Below are 17,711 nucleotides of genomic sequence, written 5' to 3' on the forward strand. Positions count from 1 at the left end.
TAAAGATGTATGAAGATATTACGATGTCTTTCATCCTAGTATACAGAAGGTTCAATATTTAACAATATTATAATTTTTATGCTTGAAAGTTTGAATTGTACTAAAATAATACTTTTCTGCGAAAAAGATTATTCCATGTAGGGAAAATAAGACCATTGGTAATGTGGTGGCTGAAGAAGACGCATTGAAGTTTGCTGAGGGAAAGTGAGGTGAAAAAATCAAAGAGCAAAATGAGTGTGAAAAACCATTGAAAATTTGAAAACTGAAAGCCTCGAAGAAAATCAGTCATGCATTAATGAATATCAATATTAGTAGAGGTATGTGCAGAAACCTTTCATAATGGATTTCTGTACACGCCTGTTTTGTTACGCATCCTTTCTTCTTTTCAATCTCCTACTAAATTTTCCGACATTTGAGCCTAGATTCTCCGAATAAGTAACAGTTCTTCAGGCACTATCCCTTTTAACAACGTTTTTTCGTGTTCGCTCCAAATCTTTCTAATGGGTTCTTCAAGCTATCTACCTTTCTCTGTAAGATAGACATTCGAAATGCAATGATCGACTTCATCAGGTTTACGAATTACAATGTCGTCTTGTTCAAGCTTTCTTAACATATTGCTCATCGTAGAGGCTACTGAACCGATTTTGTTTCTTAATTTAGCTTGCGGGATCCCGTCTTGCTCCCATAAGTGAAATAATGCGAGCTCTTGACCAATATGCAAACCGAGTTCACGGAGCTCATGGGCATAATTCTTCCGAGTTTGAATGGAAATGTTTTGTAATAGAATACGGAATTCACTTTCTATCATAAAGTGCCCTCCATACATAAATATAGTTAGTGTGCTAAATTTCAACCTTTGTATAGCGAAGTCTTCAAATAGAAAAGAAGTGATCCAATAAAGTCATTTTTGACATTTTAGGACCACTCCTTATTTTTTATTGAATTCATTGTAAAATGTATCGTCTTTTTTCTTTTCGATAACCGTCCAAATCAGGTAGATAATTACTGTGAACCCGAGTATGAGTAGAGAGGCATTGAAAACGAATTCAAAATCCATGTCTTTTACCGTTCTTTTGGCAATGCCTGCCTGATCATAAATTTCATAGCCTGTTTTTTGATAATCCATGAATAGAAAGGATAGGAAGATTCCTATTACACTCCCACTAACTAACGAAAGGAAGAATTTCTTCAAAGTAAATGCACCTCCTATTGCTAGTATATCTTATTTGCTTATAATTGTGTGAAAAAACAGTTAATATCTTTAAGGAAGTTTTGCTTTACTAGAAAACATTTTGGCTTCGATCGAGTAAGGTCATATTTAGCTGAATAGTTGACATGATGATTGAATGGATGTGAAAGGAAGCACGACCTGTTTCTTTTAATATTTACTAGTTGCACGGTTAGGACGGGGCCAGATGAAATAGCTTGCTGAAATGAGAAGGTCAATAACTAAAATGAGCGCCCAAAGACGTAGTGTGTTATCAAACTCCTGTGTTCGCTCAGGTGCATAGATGTACCATTTTACAAACAAGATCATGGGAGCCCCGATTGCGAAAGCAAAGACATGGCGAAGTGAACCTTTCATAGAATGGGTGGCATGCGGATAACCTGTTTTTCGAATTGGTTTTGGCCCGTTTTTGGTAATGTAATATTGAAATCGTTCGTCTGCCCATTGGATCATGCTTTTTCCGAATGCTAGGGAAATTCCGATGTAAAGTGGAGCGATGGAGTGTGCGACGGTCGCTGTCGCTCCATGGTAAAGGTCAATTGCTGTGACCAATAACAAAATGACATCTATCAAAGGAATTAGAGCAAGAATAAAAAGACCAAGCCGTTTTTGTTTGAACACATATCGGACTGTAAGGCCGATGGCGATGACGGCCCAAAAGCTGATTTCACATGCAATGATGATGTAAGCAACAAAATTCATGAAGAACCTCCTAATTTAGTGCAGTTGTATTAAAACGGAGTATACAGAAAAATTCTTTTTAGTAAAACTGTTTTATTAACTTATTCTAAACTAAGATATGCCTAAAATTGTGAATCATGATGAACGAAAAAATACAATCGCAGAAGCTATGTGGCGAGTCATTTTGGATAAAGGGATGGAAGGAGCGACAGTACGAAATATAGCGGAAGAAGCGGGACTATCATTAGGAGCGCTTCGTTATTACTTCAAAACCCAGGATGACTTGCTAGTATATGCTATGGATTTAGTTCAAGAACGAGCAACGAAACGGATAGAATCTGTACTGAAAAAGTCCCTATCTCCACGAGAGTTAGTAATTGCAATAATTTTAGAAATTGTGCCTGTCAATACAACTACGAGAATTGAGATGGAAGTACGGTTTGCATTTGTCGCATACGTGAAACATCGGAGCGATACACTAGTGGTGCCAGATGATCAGAACTTGCAAATAACAGAAAACCTACTTTACTTTTTAGAAGAGAATCTGTTATTGAGGCCAGAATGTATGATGGAAATGGAAACAGAGCGATTATATGGCCTGATTGATGGCCTTGCGATTCATGCGATATTGGATCCAGATCGATTGGATTCTGAGCTGATAAGGAAGACGATTGAATACCATATTGACTCGATTTGTGTGACGACTTGACCATTTTTATTTATAATTGTAAAAGCGAAGGAAATCGACAAGGTATATAGCGTGGTTGAAAAGAACTGAATTTTCATGTGAACATACAGCCAGTTAAATTATTAAAGAGGGCATTCAGTATCTGAATGTCCTTTTTCGTTCATCAAAAACTATATTGGGTGACTAATCACAAACAATGATGTGGAGTAGAAGCACATGTTGAAAGAAAACCGTCTGGATGGTACAGTAAAAAGTACTTGAAGAAATGAGGTGCAATCTAATGGCTGCGAATACACGGAAAATTGATATTTTGGATGCGGCTTCTCGCATTGTTGCAGAAAGAGGGATTTTCCATTTAACGATAGAGGCGGTAGCAGAAGAAGCGGGAATTAGTAAAGGTGGCTTGCTCTATCACTATCGATCCAAGGAAGTCCTAGTAGAAAAAATGGTAGAACATTTAGCTAATAATTATAGAAATAAAATCGCAACACATGCTGAAGAAGATGAGATAGAGGCTGGAAAATGGACTCGTGCATATGTGGACGTGACTTTTAAGAAAGGATATCCAAATAAAGATATGCATTCCGGTTTACTTGCTGCCAAGGCCATTAATCCTGAACTAATGAGTCCAATCCGTGAAGTGTATTCTGAATGGCAAAGGGATATTGAAACCGATGGGATTGATCCGATTATGGCAACGATTATCCGATTAGCCTCTGATGGTATTTGGTTAGCAGATTTGTTTGATATTAACCCAATTAGTGATGAGTATAAAGAACTGGTTTATGAAAAATTAAAAGAATGGACGAAACAATGAAAATACTTTAATGTCAGCTTTCATGATTGTTTTGTGTGTGCCAGAAAAGAGTGCTAGCTGTCTAGTGGGGTTGAAAGATTATTCTCATAACTGTATAGTAATATCTCGAATACGTAAACCGTCTGGACGGTATAGTGTTTGAGTTGAAATTAAGAGGGGTGCTATAAAATATGAAAAACAAAGTGCTTCTAACCTCTGCTGTAACAGGTGCAGGTGAGACGACAGGAATTAATGAATTCGTTCCAGTGACTCCGAAAGAAATTGCAGAATCTGCAATTGAGTCCGCAAAAGCGGGAGCGACGGTTGCTCATATTCATGCTCGTGATCCAAAGACTGGTGCAATCAGCCATGATGTTGAGCACTATCGCGAAATCATGGATAGGATTCGTGATTCTGAAGTAGATGTAATCGTTAACATTACGGCTGGCGGCGGTGGAGACTTCATTCCCAACCTAGATGCTCCGGCTGCTGGTGGTACCGGGACCTTCATACAAACTCCTCATGAACGACATTATCCAGTAGGAGAATTGTTACCGGAAATGTGTACTCTCGACTGTGGGAGTGTGAATTTCGGAGACATGGTGTACATGAGTCCGACAGAGTGGCTGCGAAAGCAAGCCAAACTGATTCAACAATGTGGTGTAAAGCCAGAGCTGGAGTGTTTCGATACAGGGCATTTACGATTCGCGAAACAGCTTATTAACGAAGGCCTAATCGATGGAAATCCAATGTTCCAATTTTGTTTAGGAATTCCTTGGGGTGCTGAAGCGGATGCTGAAACAATCATGTACTTCAAAAACCGATTGCCTGAAAACGCGCACTGGTCAGCATTTGGTATCGGACGTATGCAGTTACCAATGGCGATGCAAAGTGCGATGTTGGGTGGAAATGTACGAGTAGGGCTAGAAGATAATCTGTATCTCTCAAAAGGAGTTTTAGCGAGTAACGAACAGCTTGTCGATAAAGCGGTTACAATGTTGCAAAGTAACGGAATTGAACCGATGACGCCACAAGAAGCTAGAGTATTTTACAACTTGCGTGACCCGCTAGGAGGTACGAAGAAATGAGAATGACTACAACGAAACAAGTAGCCGTAATTGGCACAGGTGTCATTGGTAATGGGTGGATTTCCCGTTTTTTAGCACAAGGACTAGATGTCGTCGCGTTTGACCCGAGTGAAGGGGCCGAGCAACGTACTCAAGCATCAATTCAACAAGCGTGGCCATCCTTACAACATATTGGATTAGCAGAAGGAGCGTCACCTGATCGAATCACTTTTGTACAAACAATTGAAGAAGCCGTGAAGAATGCCGGGGTAATCCAAGAAAACGTGCCGGAGCGGGAAGACTTAAAGAAAAGTGTTCTTGCTGAAATCGACCAATTCGCTGAACCAGATGCAATCATCGCTTCTAGCACATCTGGAATCATGCCAAGTCAGTTGCAAGCCGATTTAAAAAATCCTGGTCGCATGATTGTAGCACATCCATTCAATCCAGTTTACATTTTACCGCTAGTAGAATTGGTTGCGGGACAACAAACAGATGTTGCTGTTATTGAGCGTGCAAACGAATTTTATACATCCATTAACATGAAACCGTTGATTGTCCAGAAAGAAATTGAAGGGCATATAGCAGACCGTCTAATGGAAGCTCTTTGGCGTGAAGCCCTCCATTTAGTGAATGATGGTATTGCGACAACGAAAGAAATTGATGCATCGATAATCTATGGTGCAGGCTTACGTTGGGCACAAATGGGACCATTTTTAACTTTCCATTTAGCGGGTGGCGAGCAAGGGATGCGACATATGCTTGAACAGTTTGGTCCTGCGTTGAAATTACCTTGGACGAAACTCGAAGCACCTGAATTAACTGATGAGTTGAAAGAAAAAGTAATTGAGGGGTGTGAAACTCACGCGGGCGATCGTTCAGTCTATGAATTGGAAGTCAAACGTAATGAGTTCCTTGTCAAACTACTCGATTTAGTTGAAGAGTATTGGCATGAGCCATCAGCAGCAGTGAAATAATTAGTTGGAACAGGGGATTTCTCATATGGAGAAGACAACTTTTACGTATTCGAGCATCGTGAAGGAAGAATGGGTCGATTATAACGGTCATATGAACGATGCTGCATATTCAAAGGTATTCAGTTTGGCTGTGGATGCATTTATGGAGCATATTGGCTTACATGAGCAAGCGCGTACCACGCATAGTTATACGCTCTTTACTTTAGAAACACATATTTGTTTTCTATTAGAAGCAGATGAAGGAGAACGGTTAACCCTTACGACGCAACTACTAGATACAGATGAAAAGAGAGTACATATCTTTTTCAATATGTGGAACAGTGAGCAACAACTTGTTGCAACGAGTGAACAAATGTTGATGGGCGTGAATACGGATACTGGAAAGCCAGGTCCGTTTCCAGATTCCATTGCACACAATGTAGAAAAAATCGCAAGTACAGATAGTCAGTTGGAACTTCCAAAACAAGCAGGTCGGAGAATTGGCATTAGACGCTAAGTACTCATTCAACTTCGCGTTCAACGCAAGTTCTTCTTTTCGCTGGCTACTGCTAAAGGGGAAATATAATGAGTAAAATTGAAGTGAAAGATTTAACTAAAATATTTGGTTCACATCCTTTACAAGGAATGAAGTTATTAGAAGAGGGTCGTGAAAAGTCTGAAATCCTGAAGAAAACAGGAATGACAGTCGGAGTTAATAAAGCGACATTCAGCGTTGAAGAAGGAGAGTTTTTCGTCATTATGGGACTATCCGGAAGTGGGAAATCCACCCTGATTCGTTTAGTCAATCGGTTAATCGAACCGACGAGTGGAGAAATTCTGATTGATGGCGAAAATTTGACGAAAATGAATACGGCTGATTTATTGAATACTCGACGGAAGAAGCTAGGCATGGTGTTTCAGAATTTCGGACTTCTGCCGCACCGTACCATCCTGAGTAATGTTGCATATGGATTAGAAATCCAAGGTATGAAAAAAGAAGAACGAGAAGCAAAGGCACGCAAAACGCTAGAAGATGTGGGTTTGAAAGGCTATGAGGCTAGTTATCCTACAGAACTAAGTGGTGGTATGCAGCAACGGGTCGGTATCGCTCGCGCATTGGCGAATGATGCAGATATTCTGTTGATGGATGAAGCCTTCAGTGCACTCGATCCTATTATCCGAAAAGAAATGCAAAACGAACTGATCAGTTTGCAAAGTAAGCTTGGCAAGACAATCTTGTTTATTACCCATGATTTGGACGAAGCTCTGAAACTAGGAGATCGAATTGCAATTATGAAAGATGGCGCTATTGTTCAAATGGGATCTGCTGAGCAAATTCTAGAAAACCCGGCAGATAACTATGTAGCAGATTTTGTAAGAGACGTCGATCGTTCAAAGATTTTAGAAGCCTCTCATGTGATGAAGCGTCCTGAGGTTGTCATGACGCATAAAGACGGACATCGGATGGCGATTCGAAAGATGGAAGAGGTTGGAGCATCCAGTATTTTTGTTGTCGGTAAAGACGATGAGTTCAAGGGATTGCTGACGATTGACGACACAATTAAAGCATATAAAGAAGATATTCCACTAAAAGACATCTTGATTCAAGACGTACTATCCGTACCTCCTACTACTCCACTGAGTGAACTCATTGAAATCGCTGTAGACTCCAAATATCCAATTACTGTTGTGGAAGACAACAAGCTATTAGGAATCATTTCTCGTGTATCAATCCTGTCAGGTCTTGTACTTGGGAAGGAAGTGGAGAATGACCTGGAGACTGAAACGAGTGAGGTGACGTCACGATGAAATACTTCGAATTACCTATAGAAGATTATACAAATAATTTTGTGGACAACTGGCTCCTCCCAAATACTGCCGGTTTCTTCGACAAAATCAGTGACATTTTACGCGCATTCATCGAAATTGTCACATCGTTTTTACTTTTTATCCCTGCTGAGGTACTCGTCGTTTTAATTGTACTCGTCGCTTGGAAGGCTTCAGGAAAAGGGCTTGCCCTATTCGCTTTAATTGGCGGATTTTACATCGGAGCCGTAGATTTGTGGTCGGAGTCTATACAAACGGTGTCTATTGTCATCGTCTCTACAATTATTTCAGTGGGGATTGGAATTCCAGTCGGGATCTTGACGGCATTGAACAAGACAGCGGATCGAATTGTCCGCCCAATATTGGATTTCATGCAAACGTTACCAAGTTTTGTCTACCTCATTCCGGCGATTTTATTATTCGGGCTTGGGAGTGTCCCAGCTATTATTGCAACATTCGTATTCGCTACTCCACCAGCAGTTCGAATGACAAGTCTCGGTATTAGACAAGCACCAGAAGAAGTGATTGAAGCATCCAAAGCATTCGGTTCTACTAAATGGCAATTGTTGTTGAAAGTGCAGTTGCCTTTAGCAGTTCCGACGATCATGGCAGGTGTAAACCAGACAATGATGTTATCCCTTTCCATGGCGGTTATCGCGTCTATGATCGGTGCACCTGGACTCGGAGATACGGTATTGACGGGTATTTCAACGGTAAACGTTGGACTTGGATTGACAGGTGGATTGGCAATCGTTGTACTCGCGATTATCTTGGACCGAATAACACAAAGTATAGGAACGAAATCTTAAATTTAAAGAGGAGAGATTGTATTGAAGAAAAAAGTGTTAGGAAGTTTATTAGCAGCGTCGATGTTAGTACTAGGTGCCTGTGGATCGGACGATAGTAAAGATGGTTCTGCTGCTAATGCAAGTGAAGACAAAACTATTACCTTTGGTGTGACACCTTGGACGAGTACAGTTCCACCAACAAAGATTGCTAAGCTGATCATCGAGGATATGGGATATGAAGTGAAAGAAATTAAAGCAGATGCTGGAAACGTCTACATCGGACTTTCACGTGGTGACATTGACGTATTCATGGATGCGTGGTTACCAGCACACGAACAGCATATTGAAAAGTATAAAGATAATATTGATGTAACTGCTGTAAGTTATGACGATGTCCCAACGGGTATGGTGGTCCCGACTTATATGAAAGACATTAATAGCGTGAGTGACATTAAGGGAAAAGAAAAACAATTCAATAACGAAATGTACGGAATTGAAGATGGGGCAAGCGCAACAGGAATTATTAACGACATGATTAAAGGGTATGAATTGGATTTAAAGCAAGTGAACTCATCTGAGGGTGGCATGCTAGCACAAGCACAACGCAATATGTCGAGCAAACAACCTGTCGTGTTCTTCGGATGGCGTCCACATACTATGTTCAATAAGTTTGACCTAAAAGTGCTCGACGACGAACAAAATTTCTTCGAGACTGCCTCAGTTAAAGTGATTACAAACAAAGAGTTGAAAAAGAACAACACCGACGTCTATGACTTCTTAAGCAATTGGAATATCTCAATTGATGATGTGGAAAATATGATTGAAACAATTGAAAATGAAGGAACAGACCCAGAAGTCGTGGCTCAAGAATGGATCGACAACAACCAAGACAAAGTGGATGAAATGTTAGGTAAGTAATGGTTAGGTCCTGTGTGAAGAGAGAGTTATCACCTTCATGCAGGACTTTCCTTTATCAAAAACGAAAGGATGTTTTGACATGGTAACAACTGAACAGGTGATATTGGACCGCGAAGTGCCTAGTAAAATGCGAGATGGTGTGACGTTATATGCGAATATTTATCGTCCAGCAGATGATGGGGAATATCCAGTAGTTTTGACTCGATTGCCGTACAATAAGAATTTGCCTGATTTTTCGCATCGATATATTGACCCCATCCGGATTGCGCTAGCCGGATACGTCGTTATCATTCAAGATGTTAGGGGCCGCTTTGCATCAGAAGGCGAGTTTGCACCGTTCATTCAAGAGTTTGAGGATGGTTATGACACAGTGGAATGGGCTGCGAAATTACCGTATTCCAATGGGAAAGTTGGCATGTTCGGACTTTCATATTATGGATTTACACAACTGTATGCAGCTCTGGAACGTCCTCCTTCTCTTAAAGTACTGTTCCCTGCGATGACGGGGAATGTATCTGAAAGTGAAATGTTCTCACGGAATGGAATCGTTGAATTAGCTTCGGCTCAAACATGGATGTTGGATTCAATTAGTTATGATTATTTGAAGCGAATAGGGACTGAAAATTACGAAGCGTCGTTGAAAGAAATTGCATATGATTTGGAGCATATCGAAGAGCATCACAAAACGGTTCCTTATAATAATTGGGAACCTATTCAAAAACATCCTGAATTAGTTCCGTTCTTTAATAAGTATTTCCTGGGTGAATTCCAACAAGAGATGCAACTAGAAACAGCGAAGCGACTGGAGGAAAACGGTACGGTTCAACTCCCTGCGTATCATCTAGGTGGTTGGTATGACAGCCATTTAGCTCCAACTTTAAAAAACTTTGAAGATATGCAAAATCCACAGCACAACCAAAAACTAATCATTGGACCGTGGTCTCATGGATACGTGGATTCAGATATTGGAGAACGTGCTTTTGGAACATACGCTTCTGGCCATTCGATTGAAGGTAAAGATGATATTACCTCGCTTCACATTGATTGGTTCAATTATTGGTTGAAGGAAGAGCATGTCAGTATTCCTGAGTCTGAAGACCCTGTTAAGCTATTTGTTATGGGAATCAACGAATGGCGCTCTGAAAAAGAATGGCCATTGAAGAGGACGGAGTATACCCCATTGTATACAGAAAGTGATAGGCTTGCGAACACGGACAATTCTTCCGGGCGTTTAACGTGGACAAAACCTGCAGAAGCAAGTGAAAATCAGTATGTACATGATCCGGAAAATCCTATATCAAGCCACGGCGGGGGGACGTTATTCTACAAAGGAAGAAATTCAGGTCCGCGAGATCAGAAAGAGATTGAGTCTCGAAGTGATGTAGCTGTTTTCACAACCAAACCATTATCAGAACCTTTAGAAGTGACGGGGTGGATTAAAGTGGTATTATGGGCGTCATCAGATGCAGTAGATACAGATTTCACTGCAAAATTAGTAGACGTTTTGCCGGACGGCACTGCATATAACCTGGCAGATGGAATTGTTCGGGCGAAGTACAGAAAAAAGGGGATTGAAGCATCCCCACTTTCAGGGGAAGTAGTAGAATACGAGATTGATTTATGGGCTACCAGTAATGTGTTTTTACCGGGACACTCTATCCGACTCGAAATTGCATCGAGTAATTTCCCGCGATATGAGGTCAATCCGAATACCGGAAACACGACAAAAGATACGGTGGAAATGGTGAAGGCTAATCAAGTCATTCATCATGGTGCAGAGTATCCAACTCATATCATCTTGCCCGTCATCCCGCATTAAGAATTCCCCAAAAACAAAAGAGATTTCTGTAAGGAAATATACAAAAAGCAACTGCCCCTGGAATCCAGTAGCGGTTGCTTTTTTACAATCAGATGGGACTCACTTATGTTGACTCTTCAACCAATCCATTGCAACTTTTGCATGCAGTTCCGCTCCGTACTTGAAGATGCTTTCATCTTGGATCATTCGTGGATTGTGAACGGGTGCTTCTCCTTCTTTACCTGTACCCAAAATGACAAATGCAGAGGGAACACTTTGAGATATATATGAAAAGTCTTCAGAACCATTGATGGCTCCCAAGTCCACTATGTTTTCAGATCCCATTACGGTTGCAAGTGAACCACTGATTTGATCGACAAAGGTAGGATCGTTATATGTTGTAGGTGTATGGAATTCTGTGATTGTATATTCTCCGCGCCATGCTTTCACGACGTGGTCAATCATCTCTGGAATCCTTTCGCACAAATGATCACGTGTTGCTTGGTCGAAACTACGCATGTTTCCACTTAATACAGCTCTTTCAGGAATGACATTGGTTACGGTACCCCCACTCATTGAACCAACGGAAAACGTCACATTCTGTTTCGGATCCGATTCGCGTGTCATGAGCAGATTCAGGCTTGTATACAGCTGGTTCATAATCATATTGGCGTCAATCGTCTTATGCGGCTGAGAACTATGACCGCCGTACCCTTTAATATCGACAATATACGAATCCATGGCTTGGGTGATGGTCCCCTTCGTAACAGAGAGGGTGCCAGCTTCCTGGTCAGGCATGATGTGAATCCCGAACGCTGCATCCACTTTCGGATTTTCAAGAGCGCCGTCGTCAATCATCAGCTTCGAACCATATCCCCATTCTTCACCAGGCTGGAAGAATAATTTCACAGTCCCTTGAAGTTCAGCTTCCTGGTCTTTCAAAATCTGAGCAGCGCCAAGCAGCATGGCAACGTGCGAATCGTGTCCACATGCATGCATATGGCCTGGTTTTGTTGACTTGAACTCCGATTCTACCTCTTCTTCAATAGGTAGGGCATCCATGTCTGCACGTAATAGAATACAAGGCGATCCTGAACCAATCGTTGCAATCACTCCTGTACAATTCGCTTGCTCAGCAAAACCAGCACGTGCATACTTTTTCCGAACTTCATCGGGAACTTTTCCACATGGCCTGTGGTCAATCCCAATTTCGTCCAACCGCCGTTGTATGAAGCGCTGCGTATTAGGTAAGTCAAATCCAAGTTCCGGATTTTGATGCAAATACCGACGATCTTGGATTATCTGTTCTTCTAACGTCATCGAATTTTCTACAGTACTCGTCATGAAAACATCTCCTTTGTTTACGTACTAATGATTCCAATGTTAGCTTGGTCCAAGTCCGATATACTGAGCAATAACTATTAAAATGAACGCTACGAAATGGAGAATCATGAATAACTTCCACGAGAACTTCACCCAATCCGCATAATTCACATTCGACATTCCGAGTGCAGCCATTAATCCACCCGAAGTTGGCCACAAGTAATTCGTGAACCCATCACCGAATTGGTAGACAACAACCATTACTTGCTGGTTAATGCCAAGTATCTTTCCTAAAGGTCCCATGATTGGCATCAAAATTAATGCCTTTCCACTTCCAGAAACAACAAAGAAGTTGAAGAAGATAACAACCAGGAACAGTACAAACAATGTTACAACGGATCCGGTGTTGTTTAAAAGTCCAGCCAATGCGTGTACTGCTGAATCTATAATTTCAGCTTGTGTCATCAGGATCATTACAGAGCGTGCAAATCCGATAGCGAGAGCTGTTGGCAGAAGTCTTGAAGCGCCAATACCAAAATCCGCTGCTGCTTCACTCGGTGACAAACGCAAGATGAGGACTAAAAATACTGCATAAATCGCATAGACTGCTGACAATTGAGGCATTCCCCAACCGAGTTGAATCGCACCATATGCACTACCAACTAACACAGCAACTAATCCAAGTAACGCAATTTTTCGAGGCCATGTTAATGGTTCTTCTTCATAAGTAGCTGTTTTTGCATCTTCCAAGTGTGCTAAATATTCGTCTGCGACAATACTTTTCATTGGGTCTGCCTTCGTTTTGTTCGCATATCGAAGAATGTACACTATGGTGATCGCAATGAAGATTACAAGAGAGGAAATCCGGAACGTAAGACCGGAATAGATAGGCAAGCCCACTATCGATTGACTGACACCTGTCGTATAGAAGTTCACCGCACCTGCAGTGAATCCGATCGCTAGTCCCATTGTGGATGTAGCAAATGCCGTGATTCGGTCATACCCCATTCCCATGACAACAGCCATTGCCAGTGGGATGAACGGAATTCCACCTTCACCGAAACCGATTGTTCCCATAATCGCGAATACAGTGAGTAAAACAAAAATAATTAGTTTTTCTTTTCCAGCAGCAACTCGCAGTAGTTTGTGAATCCCAGCCGCAATCGCACCAGACTTTTCAAGAAGATAGAGAGCACCACTGGCAAAAAGCAACATAACAATGATGTCGGCAGATTGCACAACCCCATTGTGGAGAGCCGAAAAGAAATCCATAAATCCAATTGCATTTTCTTGTTCGACATAATTGAAAACATCTGTGTTCAGTTGCTCAATTCCCGTTTCAGGGTCGACCACGCGTTCATATTGTCCACTAGGTACAATCCATGACAAAGCTACTACTAGCAGCATAACGAGTAAAAACATGATGTATACGTGTGGAAAGTTAAACCCCTTGCGCTTATCCTTCTGTGACATTCAATTTCCCCCAATTCCCCATATCGATGAACTTTAGATTCTTGCGATTCCTTTAAAAAGTGCAACCCCAGTTTCGATCAATTCATCCCTGAAATCATACTCGCTCGTATGAAGATTTGGATAATTTTCACCATTTCCCACGAAGCAATAGGCTCCTTTTGTCAACTTTGTAAAATGTCCGAAGTCTTCAGAACCACGGAATGCATCTTCTAATTCGATGATTTCCATCTCATTATCTTTTGCGCTACGACGGATTTCATCGGAACACTCTTTAGCGTTCGCTGTTTCAGGGAACTCATCTTGGTACTCGAATGCAACTTGCAAACCATATTCTTTTGCTTGCGCTGTTGCAAAGTTTTCTAGGTTTTTTTGAAGTCGGTCCATCTCTTTTTCATGTAGGGCGCGAATGGTCAAGCGAATCGTACCTTTCGATGCGGACATTCCAAAAGCTTTTTCGCCTAAATCGATTTGGACAACCGTACAAAGAACTAGTCCCTCATTAAGTTCTGGTGAAATGAATTTCGGAATCTCTTGTACGATATATGAGATTGCAAGTGCAGGGTTCTTACCATTTTCGGGTTGACTTGCGTGAGCGGGAGAACCCGTTAATTGAATCGTCATTCCTTTAGAAGCACACAACATCGTGCCATCTTTAACAGCAACTGTTTTAAATGGAAGACCACTCATATTGTGATAGGCGTAAATTTCATCAATCTGGTGCTCGTCGATGAATTCTACACATTGTTTGGCTCCATCCCCAGTTTCCTCAGCAGGTTGGAAGAGACAGAAAATATTTTGGTCTGCCCCGTTTTGATCAACTTCGAGCGCAAACGCTGCCAGTGTTGCTGAATGTCCATCATGTCCGCACTTATGCGCTTTTCCAGGATATTGAGATGCCCAGGGGATATCGATGACTTCGTCCATTGGTAGGGCATCAAAATCGGCTCGGAAGGCAATGGATGGTTTACCCACTCCTGCACGATAAATAGCGTAGAACCAAGTCCCTTTATCTACTATCTCAAAGTGAGTTGTATGCGTTTTCAAAAAATCCATTAAGTATTGTTTGGTCCATACTTCTTCGTTCGAGAGTTCAGGATGTTGGTGCAAATCATGACGCAGTTGCTTTGCTAATTCAAAATTATGACTATTCATTATTTGTGTGCCTCCTAGCGGTTTTCAATTTCCTAACAATTGGTTCGTGAGTCTGAACTGTTAGTTAATTAATTATATTGTATATTGTACATTATATTTTATTTTTTACAATAAAAAAAATCCGCATAGAGATGCAGATTTTTTTAACAGGCTGTTTTTTAGTTATAGGGGAATAAGCTCAGCTTTTTCAGCATTCCAATGAACTTCCTTCAAGTAACTTTCTAATTCAGTCGATTTGCCTTCTCTGAATAATTCAAGCATTTTACGATGTTCATGATTTGTTTCTCTCAACTTGTTGGCTGTCCATATCGGGTCTTCCATCCAATCAAACGTCTTTAAAAACTTCTTTTCTAACTGTAATAACAAAGTGACAAGACTCTTATTCGGGCAAATGGACAAATAGACATTATGAAACGATTCCTGCATTTTGTGATACATGGAGAAATTTCCGGTATTAATAGCCAAATCAATACTTTCAATATAGAACTCCATTTCCTTCAGGTGTTTGTCTGTTAACAAATGTGTTGTCAAGGAAGCAGCTAGACCATCTAATGCGCCGATGATCAAATACGTTTCTTTAGCTTCCTCAGTAGTCAAGCTCTTGATGATAAATCCTTTTCGAGGGATATTTTCTAACAAACCTTCTGACGATAGTTGAATCAGTGCTTCTCGCACGGGCGTTCGACTTACTTTCAAAGCATCACAAATAGCGTTCTCATTTACTTTATTACTAGCTGTGAGCGTTCCGTTATTGATTTGCTCGACGATGTAATTGTAGACATGATCTGTTAACGACAAATAGTTTTTCATTTTTAAAACCTCAATATCTTTTTGACCTCTATTATATAGATTATTTGTAAAAATTCAATTTGTAGATGAAAAGTTTTGGGATTACTGGTGAAAGTAGGTATGATGAGAGTATCTATCTTTACTGGGTAAAACAGACGAACAGGAGGAATTGCATGCAAATAGGAATCATTGGTACAGGAAATATCGCAACTTATCTATTGGAGAAAATCAATGAAGAAAATTGGTTAAACGGGGAGGTCATAGCGCTATTTGGTCGCAATCGAGAAGTAGGAGAGGACCTTGCAACGCGCTATGGAATCGATTTCCATACTGAGTTTCAAGATTTTCTAGATGCACCTATTACTATGGTAGTGGAAGCCGCAACGATAGAAGCCGCGAATAGCTATATGAAAGCTGTGGTTACTAGCAAGAAAAATATGATTTTAAGTAGTATTGGTGTGTTTAACAACATCCAGTTGCTCGATGAACTGAAAGAACTCGCAGAATCGAAAGGGGTGCAAGTGTCACTTCCTTCAGGTGCAATTGGTGGGTTGGATTTGTTGAAATCTGCGAATGCTGTTAACGGATTAAAACATGTGCAAATTACAACTAGGAAATCTCCTGTTTCACTTGGGCTTCAAGCGGATCATAGAGAAGAACTGCTTTTCGAAGGATCTGCAAAGGAAGCAATTCTAAAGTTTCCTCGGAATATGAATGTGGCTTTGGTGCTAGCCCTCGCAGGAATTGGTATTGAGAAAACGAGAGTTCAAGTCATAGTAGATCCTGCAGTCAAGCGGAATACCCATGTAATAGAGGCAGAAGGTGATTTTGGGAATATGAAGTTACAAGTCGAAAATAATCCTATGCCAAAGAATCCAAAGACTAGCTATCTTGCTGCTCTGAGTATTTTAGACGCGTTGAAAAATAAGCATCATTCGATTAGAATCGGAAACTAAATGCTCTTAATGAATATTAAAAAAGTAACTGTCCATTTTCTTGAGGACAGTTACTTTTCTATGGTTTAATGTGTTTTTTCAGAGACCTGCGAAGTCGTTTTGCTGAGCGATTTTTTCTTCTTCACAGCCATCGATAGAGATATCGTTGCACAAACAAAGGCAATAATGACGATGAAACCACCGACAGCGGGCATGCTGGTCACGCTACCTGTATGACTGAACGCTATACCACCAACACCTGAACCAAGAGCAATCCCGACTTGAAGCGCAGAATTGTTAAAGCTCTGGTGGATATCTGATGATACAGGGTCTGTTTGAATAATATAATCTTGCTGCGCTGGTGCAAGTGCCCAGCTGAGCGCACCCCAAATCATCATAACGATGATGAAAACTGGCATAGAAAACGTAGAGTAAGGCAGCACGAACAGACTAAGTGAAAACGTTCCTAAAATGATTAAAATACTCTTTTGAGAGCCAATGCGTGATGCAAGTCCTCCACCGAAACCGCCACCAACAACGGCTGCAATCCCGAACAAGAAATAAAAGATACTGACCGATGAAGAGCTGAGATTCATCGTAGTTTCAAGAAAGGGTGTGAAATACGCGTACACAGTATAATGACCTGCGAGCATAAACATCGTTGCTAAATGGGCAAAGACGATCTTTTTATTAGCTAATGCTTTCAACTGTTCACGAAGTGGCTGCACGTCACCTGTAGGAATTTCATCGAAAAACTTACTGATCAATAGAATACTACCAATTGTTAAGATTGCGATTCCGAGGAAAACTGTGCGCCATCCGAATGCATTTGTAATGACGATTCCAATCGGTACGCCGAGTACAAGTGAAGAACTGATTCCCATATAGATATATCCTAATGCTTTCGCACGTACATGTGGTTTTGAAATGCGGGCGGTGATGGTTAAGGATAGGACGATGACTAACGCTGCACTTGCTGCAGTTAGAACCCTAGCGGTCATCATCATTGCAAAGGTTGTGCTGAAATATGTGAATACGTTTCCTAAGAAAAATACCGATAATGTTAGTAAATATAACTTCTTCCGTTCTATTTTAGCCGTTAGTGACAGCAACACAGGTCCAGCGATTGCAAAGACCAATGCAAATATTGTAATGAGTTGCCCAGCCGTTGCGATCGAAACTTGCAAGTCTTCAGCGACTACTGGCAAAATACCGCCTACAACCAATTCGACTAAGCCTACTGTAATTGCCGAAATGGCTAATAAAAATACACGAATGTCCAACTAATCTCC

General features: G+C 41.0%; 18 protein-coding genes. 10 read left to right on the plus strand and 8 right to left on the minus strand.

Annotation, left to right across the window (positions count from 1 at the left end):
• Positions 1–514: 514 nt before the first annotated feature.
• The 3 genes from N693_RS19325 to N693_RS0113780 form a co-directional block, all read right to left on the minus strand.
• Positions 515–808, minus strand: coding sequence for a MarR family winged helix-turn-helix transcriptional regulator (locus tag N693_RS19325; RefSeq protein ID WP_172643595.1), 294 nt, complete (start codon positions 806–808; stop codon positions 515–517).
• 120 nt (positions 809–928) lie between these two features.
• Complete coding sequence (locus N693_RS0113775; protein WP_025785410.1) at positions 929–1,192, minus strand: hypothetical protein; 264 nt, start codon at positions 1,190–1,192, stop codon at positions 929–931.
• A gap of 186 nt (positions 1,193–1,378) precedes the next feature.
• The gene (locus N693_RS0113780; RefSeq protein ID WP_025785411.1) at positions 1,379–1,930 is read right to left on the minus strand and encodes a hypothetical protein; all 552 of its coding nucleotides are present in this window, start codon (positions 1,928–1,930) and stop codon (positions 1,379–1,381) included.
• A gap of 97 nt (positions 1,931–2,027) precedes the next feature.
• On the opposite strand from N693_RS0113780, the gene N693_RS0113785 reads away from it, so the two are divergent.
• From N693_RS0113785 to N693_RS0113825, 9 genes are all read left to right on the plus strand, one after another.
• Positions 2,028–2,618, plus strand: coding sequence for a TetR/AcrR family transcriptional regulator (locus N693_RS0113785; protein WP_025785412.1), 591 nt, complete (start codon positions 2,028–2,030; stop codon positions 2,616–2,618).
• A 259-nt stretch (positions 2,619–2,877) separates the two neighbouring features.
• Positions 2,878–3,414: a TetR/AcrR family transcriptional regulator gene (locus N693_RS0113790; protein ID WP_025785413.1), complete on the plus strand. Its 537-nt coding sequence runs from the start codon at positions 2,878–2,880 to the stop codon at positions 3,412–3,414.
• A 170-nt stretch (positions 3,415–3,584) separates the two neighbouring features.
• Positions 3,585–4,481, plus strand: coding sequence for a 3-keto-5-aminohexanoate cleavage protein (locus N693_RS0113795; RefSeq protein ID WP_025785414.1), 897 nt, complete (start codon positions 3,585–3,587; stop codon positions 4,479–4,481).
• The gene (locus N693_RS0113800; protein WP_037593374.1) at positions 4,478–5,437 is read left to right on the plus strand and encodes an L-carnitine dehydrogenase; all 960 of its coding nucleotides are present in this window, start codon (positions 4,478–4,480) and stop codon (positions 5,435–5,437) included. Before N693_RS0113795 ends, N693_RS0113800 begins: the two co-directional genes overlap by 4 nt.
• A gap of 25 nt (positions 5,438–5,462) precedes the next feature.
• Positions 5,463–5,933 carry a thioesterase family protein gene (locus N693_RS0113805; protein ID WP_025785416.1) on the plus strand — a complete coding sequence of 157 codons (471 nt, stop codon included), beginning with the start codon at positions 5,463–5,465 and terminating at the stop codon, positions 5,931–5,933.
• Between the two features lie 68 nt (positions 5,934–6,001).
• Positions 6,002–7,225 (plus strand): glycine betaine/L-proline ABC transporter ATP-binding protein, encoded by a 1,224-nt coding sequence (locus N693_RS0113810; protein ID WP_025785417.1) that lies wholly within the window; start codon positions 6,002–6,004, stop codon positions 7,223–7,225.
• Positions 7,222–8,052, plus strand: coding sequence for a proline/glycine betaine ABC transporter permease (locus N693_RS0113815; RefSeq protein ID WP_025785418.1), 831 nt, complete (start codon positions 7,222–7,224; stop codon positions 8,050–8,052). The genes N693_RS0113810 and N693_RS0113815 overlap by 4 nt, the downstream gene beginning before the upstream one ends.
• Before the next feature lie 21 nt (positions 8,053–8,073).
• Positions 8,074–8,949 carry a glycine betaine ABC transporter substrate-binding protein gene (locus tag N693_RS0113820; RefSeq protein WP_025785419.1) on the plus strand — a complete coding sequence of 292 codons (876 nt, stop codon included), beginning with the start codon at positions 8,074–8,076 and terminating at the stop codon, positions 8,947–8,949.
• A gap of 79 nt (positions 8,950–9,028) precedes the next feature.
• The gene (locus N693_RS0113825; protein WP_025785420.1) at positions 9,029–10,768 is read left to right on the plus strand and encodes a CocE/NonD family hydrolase; all 1,740 of its coding nucleotides are present in this window, start codon (positions 9,029–9,031) and stop codon (positions 10,766–10,768) included.
• Between the two features lie 99 nt (positions 10,769–10,867).
• On the opposite strand, the gene N693_RS0113830 is transcribed toward N693_RS0113825, so the two are convergent.
• From N693_RS0113830 to N693_RS0113845, 4 genes are all read right to left on the minus strand, one after another.
• On the minus strand, positions 10,868–12,091 hold the full coding sequence (locus N693_RS0113830; RefSeq protein WP_025785421.1) for a M20 family metallopeptidase: 1,224 nt from the start codon (positions 12,089–12,091) through the stop codon (positions 10,868–10,870).
• A 39-nt stretch (positions 12,092–12,130) separates the two neighbouring features.
• Entirely contained in the window at positions 12,131–13,543 is a 1,413-nt protein-coding gene (locus N693_RS0113835; RefSeq protein WP_025785422.1) for a YfcC family protein, read from the minus strand.
• Positions 13,544–13,576: 33 nt separating this feature from the next.
• Positions 13,577–14,695 carry a M20 family metallopeptidase gene (locus N693_RS0113840; protein ID WP_025785423.1) on the minus strand — a complete coding sequence of 373 codons (1,119 nt, stop codon included), beginning with the start codon at positions 14,693–14,695 and terminating at the stop codon, positions 13,577–13,579.
• A gap of 162 nt (positions 14,696–14,857) precedes the next feature.
• Entirely contained in the window at positions 14,858–15,505 is a 648-nt protein-coding gene (locus N693_RS0113845; RefSeq protein ID WP_025785424.1) for a GntR family transcriptional regulator, read from the minus strand.
• A gap of 152 nt (positions 15,506–15,657) precedes the next feature.
• On the opposite strand from N693_RS0113845, the gene nadX reads away from it, so the two are divergent.
• A complete protein-coding gene (gene nadX / locus N693_RS0113850) occupies positions 15,658–16,440 on the plus strand; it encodes an aspartate dehydrogenase (RefSeq protein WP_025785425.1) in 783 nt (260 codons plus the stop codon).
• A gap of 65 nt (positions 16,441–16,505) precedes the next feature.
• Here nadX and N693_RS0113855 read toward each other — a convergent pair whose 3' ends face one another.
• Positions 16,506–17,702 carry an MFS transporter gene (locus tag N693_RS0113855; protein WP_025785426.1) on the minus strand — a complete coding sequence of 399 codons (1,197 nt, stop codon included), beginning with the start codon at positions 17,700–17,702 and terminating at the stop codon, positions 16,506–16,508.
• Positions 17,703–17,711 lie beyond the last annotated feature (9 nt).

This window comes from Sporosarcina sp. D27 (assembly GCF_000586555.1).
In the GTDB taxonomy this organism is placed as follows: Bacteria; Bacillota; Bacilli; order Bacillales_A; family Planococcaceae; genus Sporosarcina.

What these genes read in the sequence shown, in the direction of transcription:
- N693_RS19325 (WP_172643595.1), bottom strand. Translation starts at nt 808, where the DNA reads ATGATAGAAAGTGAATTCCGTATTCTATTACAAAACATTTCCATTCAA.
- N693_RS0113780 (WP_025785411.1), bottom strand. Translation starts at nt 1,930, where the DNA reads ATGAATTTTGTTGCTTACATCATCATTGCATGTGAAATCAGCTTTTGG.
- N693_RS0113785 (WP_025785412.1), top strand. Translation starts at nt 2,028, where the DNA reads ATGCCTAAAATTGTGAATCATGATGAACGAAAAAATACAATCGCAGAA.
- N693_RS0113790 (WP_025785413.1), top strand. Translation starts at nt 2,878, where the DNA reads ATGGCTGCGAATACACGGAAAATTGATATTTTGGATGCGGCTTCTCGC.
- N693_RS0113795 (WP_025785414.1), top strand. Translation starts at nt 3,585, where the DNA reads ATGAAAAACAAAGTGCTTCTAACCTCTGCTGTAACAGGTGCAGGTGAG.
- N693_RS0113800 (WP_037593374.1), top strand. Translation starts at nt 4,478, where the DNA reads ATGAGAATGACTACAACGAAACAAGTAGCCGTAATTGGCACAGGTGTC.
- N693_RS0113805 (WP_025785416.1), top strand. Translation starts at nt 5,463, where the DNA reads ATGGAGAAGACAACTTTTACGTATTCGAGCATCGTGAAGGAAGAATGG.
- N693_RS0113810 (WP_025785417.1), top strand. Translation starts at nt 6,002, where the DNA reads ATGAGTAAAATTGAAGTGAAAGATTTAACTAAAATATTTGGTTCACAT.
- N693_RS0113815 (WP_025785418.1), top strand. Translation starts at nt 7,222, where the DNA reads ATGAAATACTTCGAATTACCTATAGAAGATTATACAAATAATTTTGTG.
- N693_RS0113825 (WP_025785420.1), top strand. Translation starts at nt 9,029, where the DNA reads ATGGTAACAACTGAACAGGTGATATTGGACCGCGAAGTGCCTAGTAAA.
- N693_RS0113830 (WP_025785421.1), bottom strand. Translation starts at nt 12,091, where the DNA reads ATGACGAGTACTGTAGAAAATTCGATGACGTTAGAAGAACAGATAATC.
- N693_RS0113835 (WP_025785422.1), bottom strand. Translation starts at nt 13,543, where the DNA reads ATGTCACAGAAGGATAAGCGCAAGGGGTTTAACTTTCCACACGTATAC.
- N693_RS0113840 (WP_025785423.1), bottom strand. Translation starts at nt 14,695, where the DNA reads ATGAATAGTCATAATTTTGAATTAGCAAAGCAACTGCGTCATGATTTG.
- N693_RS0113845 (WP_025785424.1), bottom strand. Translation starts at nt 15,505, where the DNA reads ATGAAAAACTATTTGTCGTTAACAGATCATGTCTACAATTACATCGTC.
- nadX (WP_025785425.1), top strand. Translation starts at nt 15,658, where the DNA reads ATGCAAATAGGAATCATTGGTACAGGAAATATCGCAACTTATCTATTG.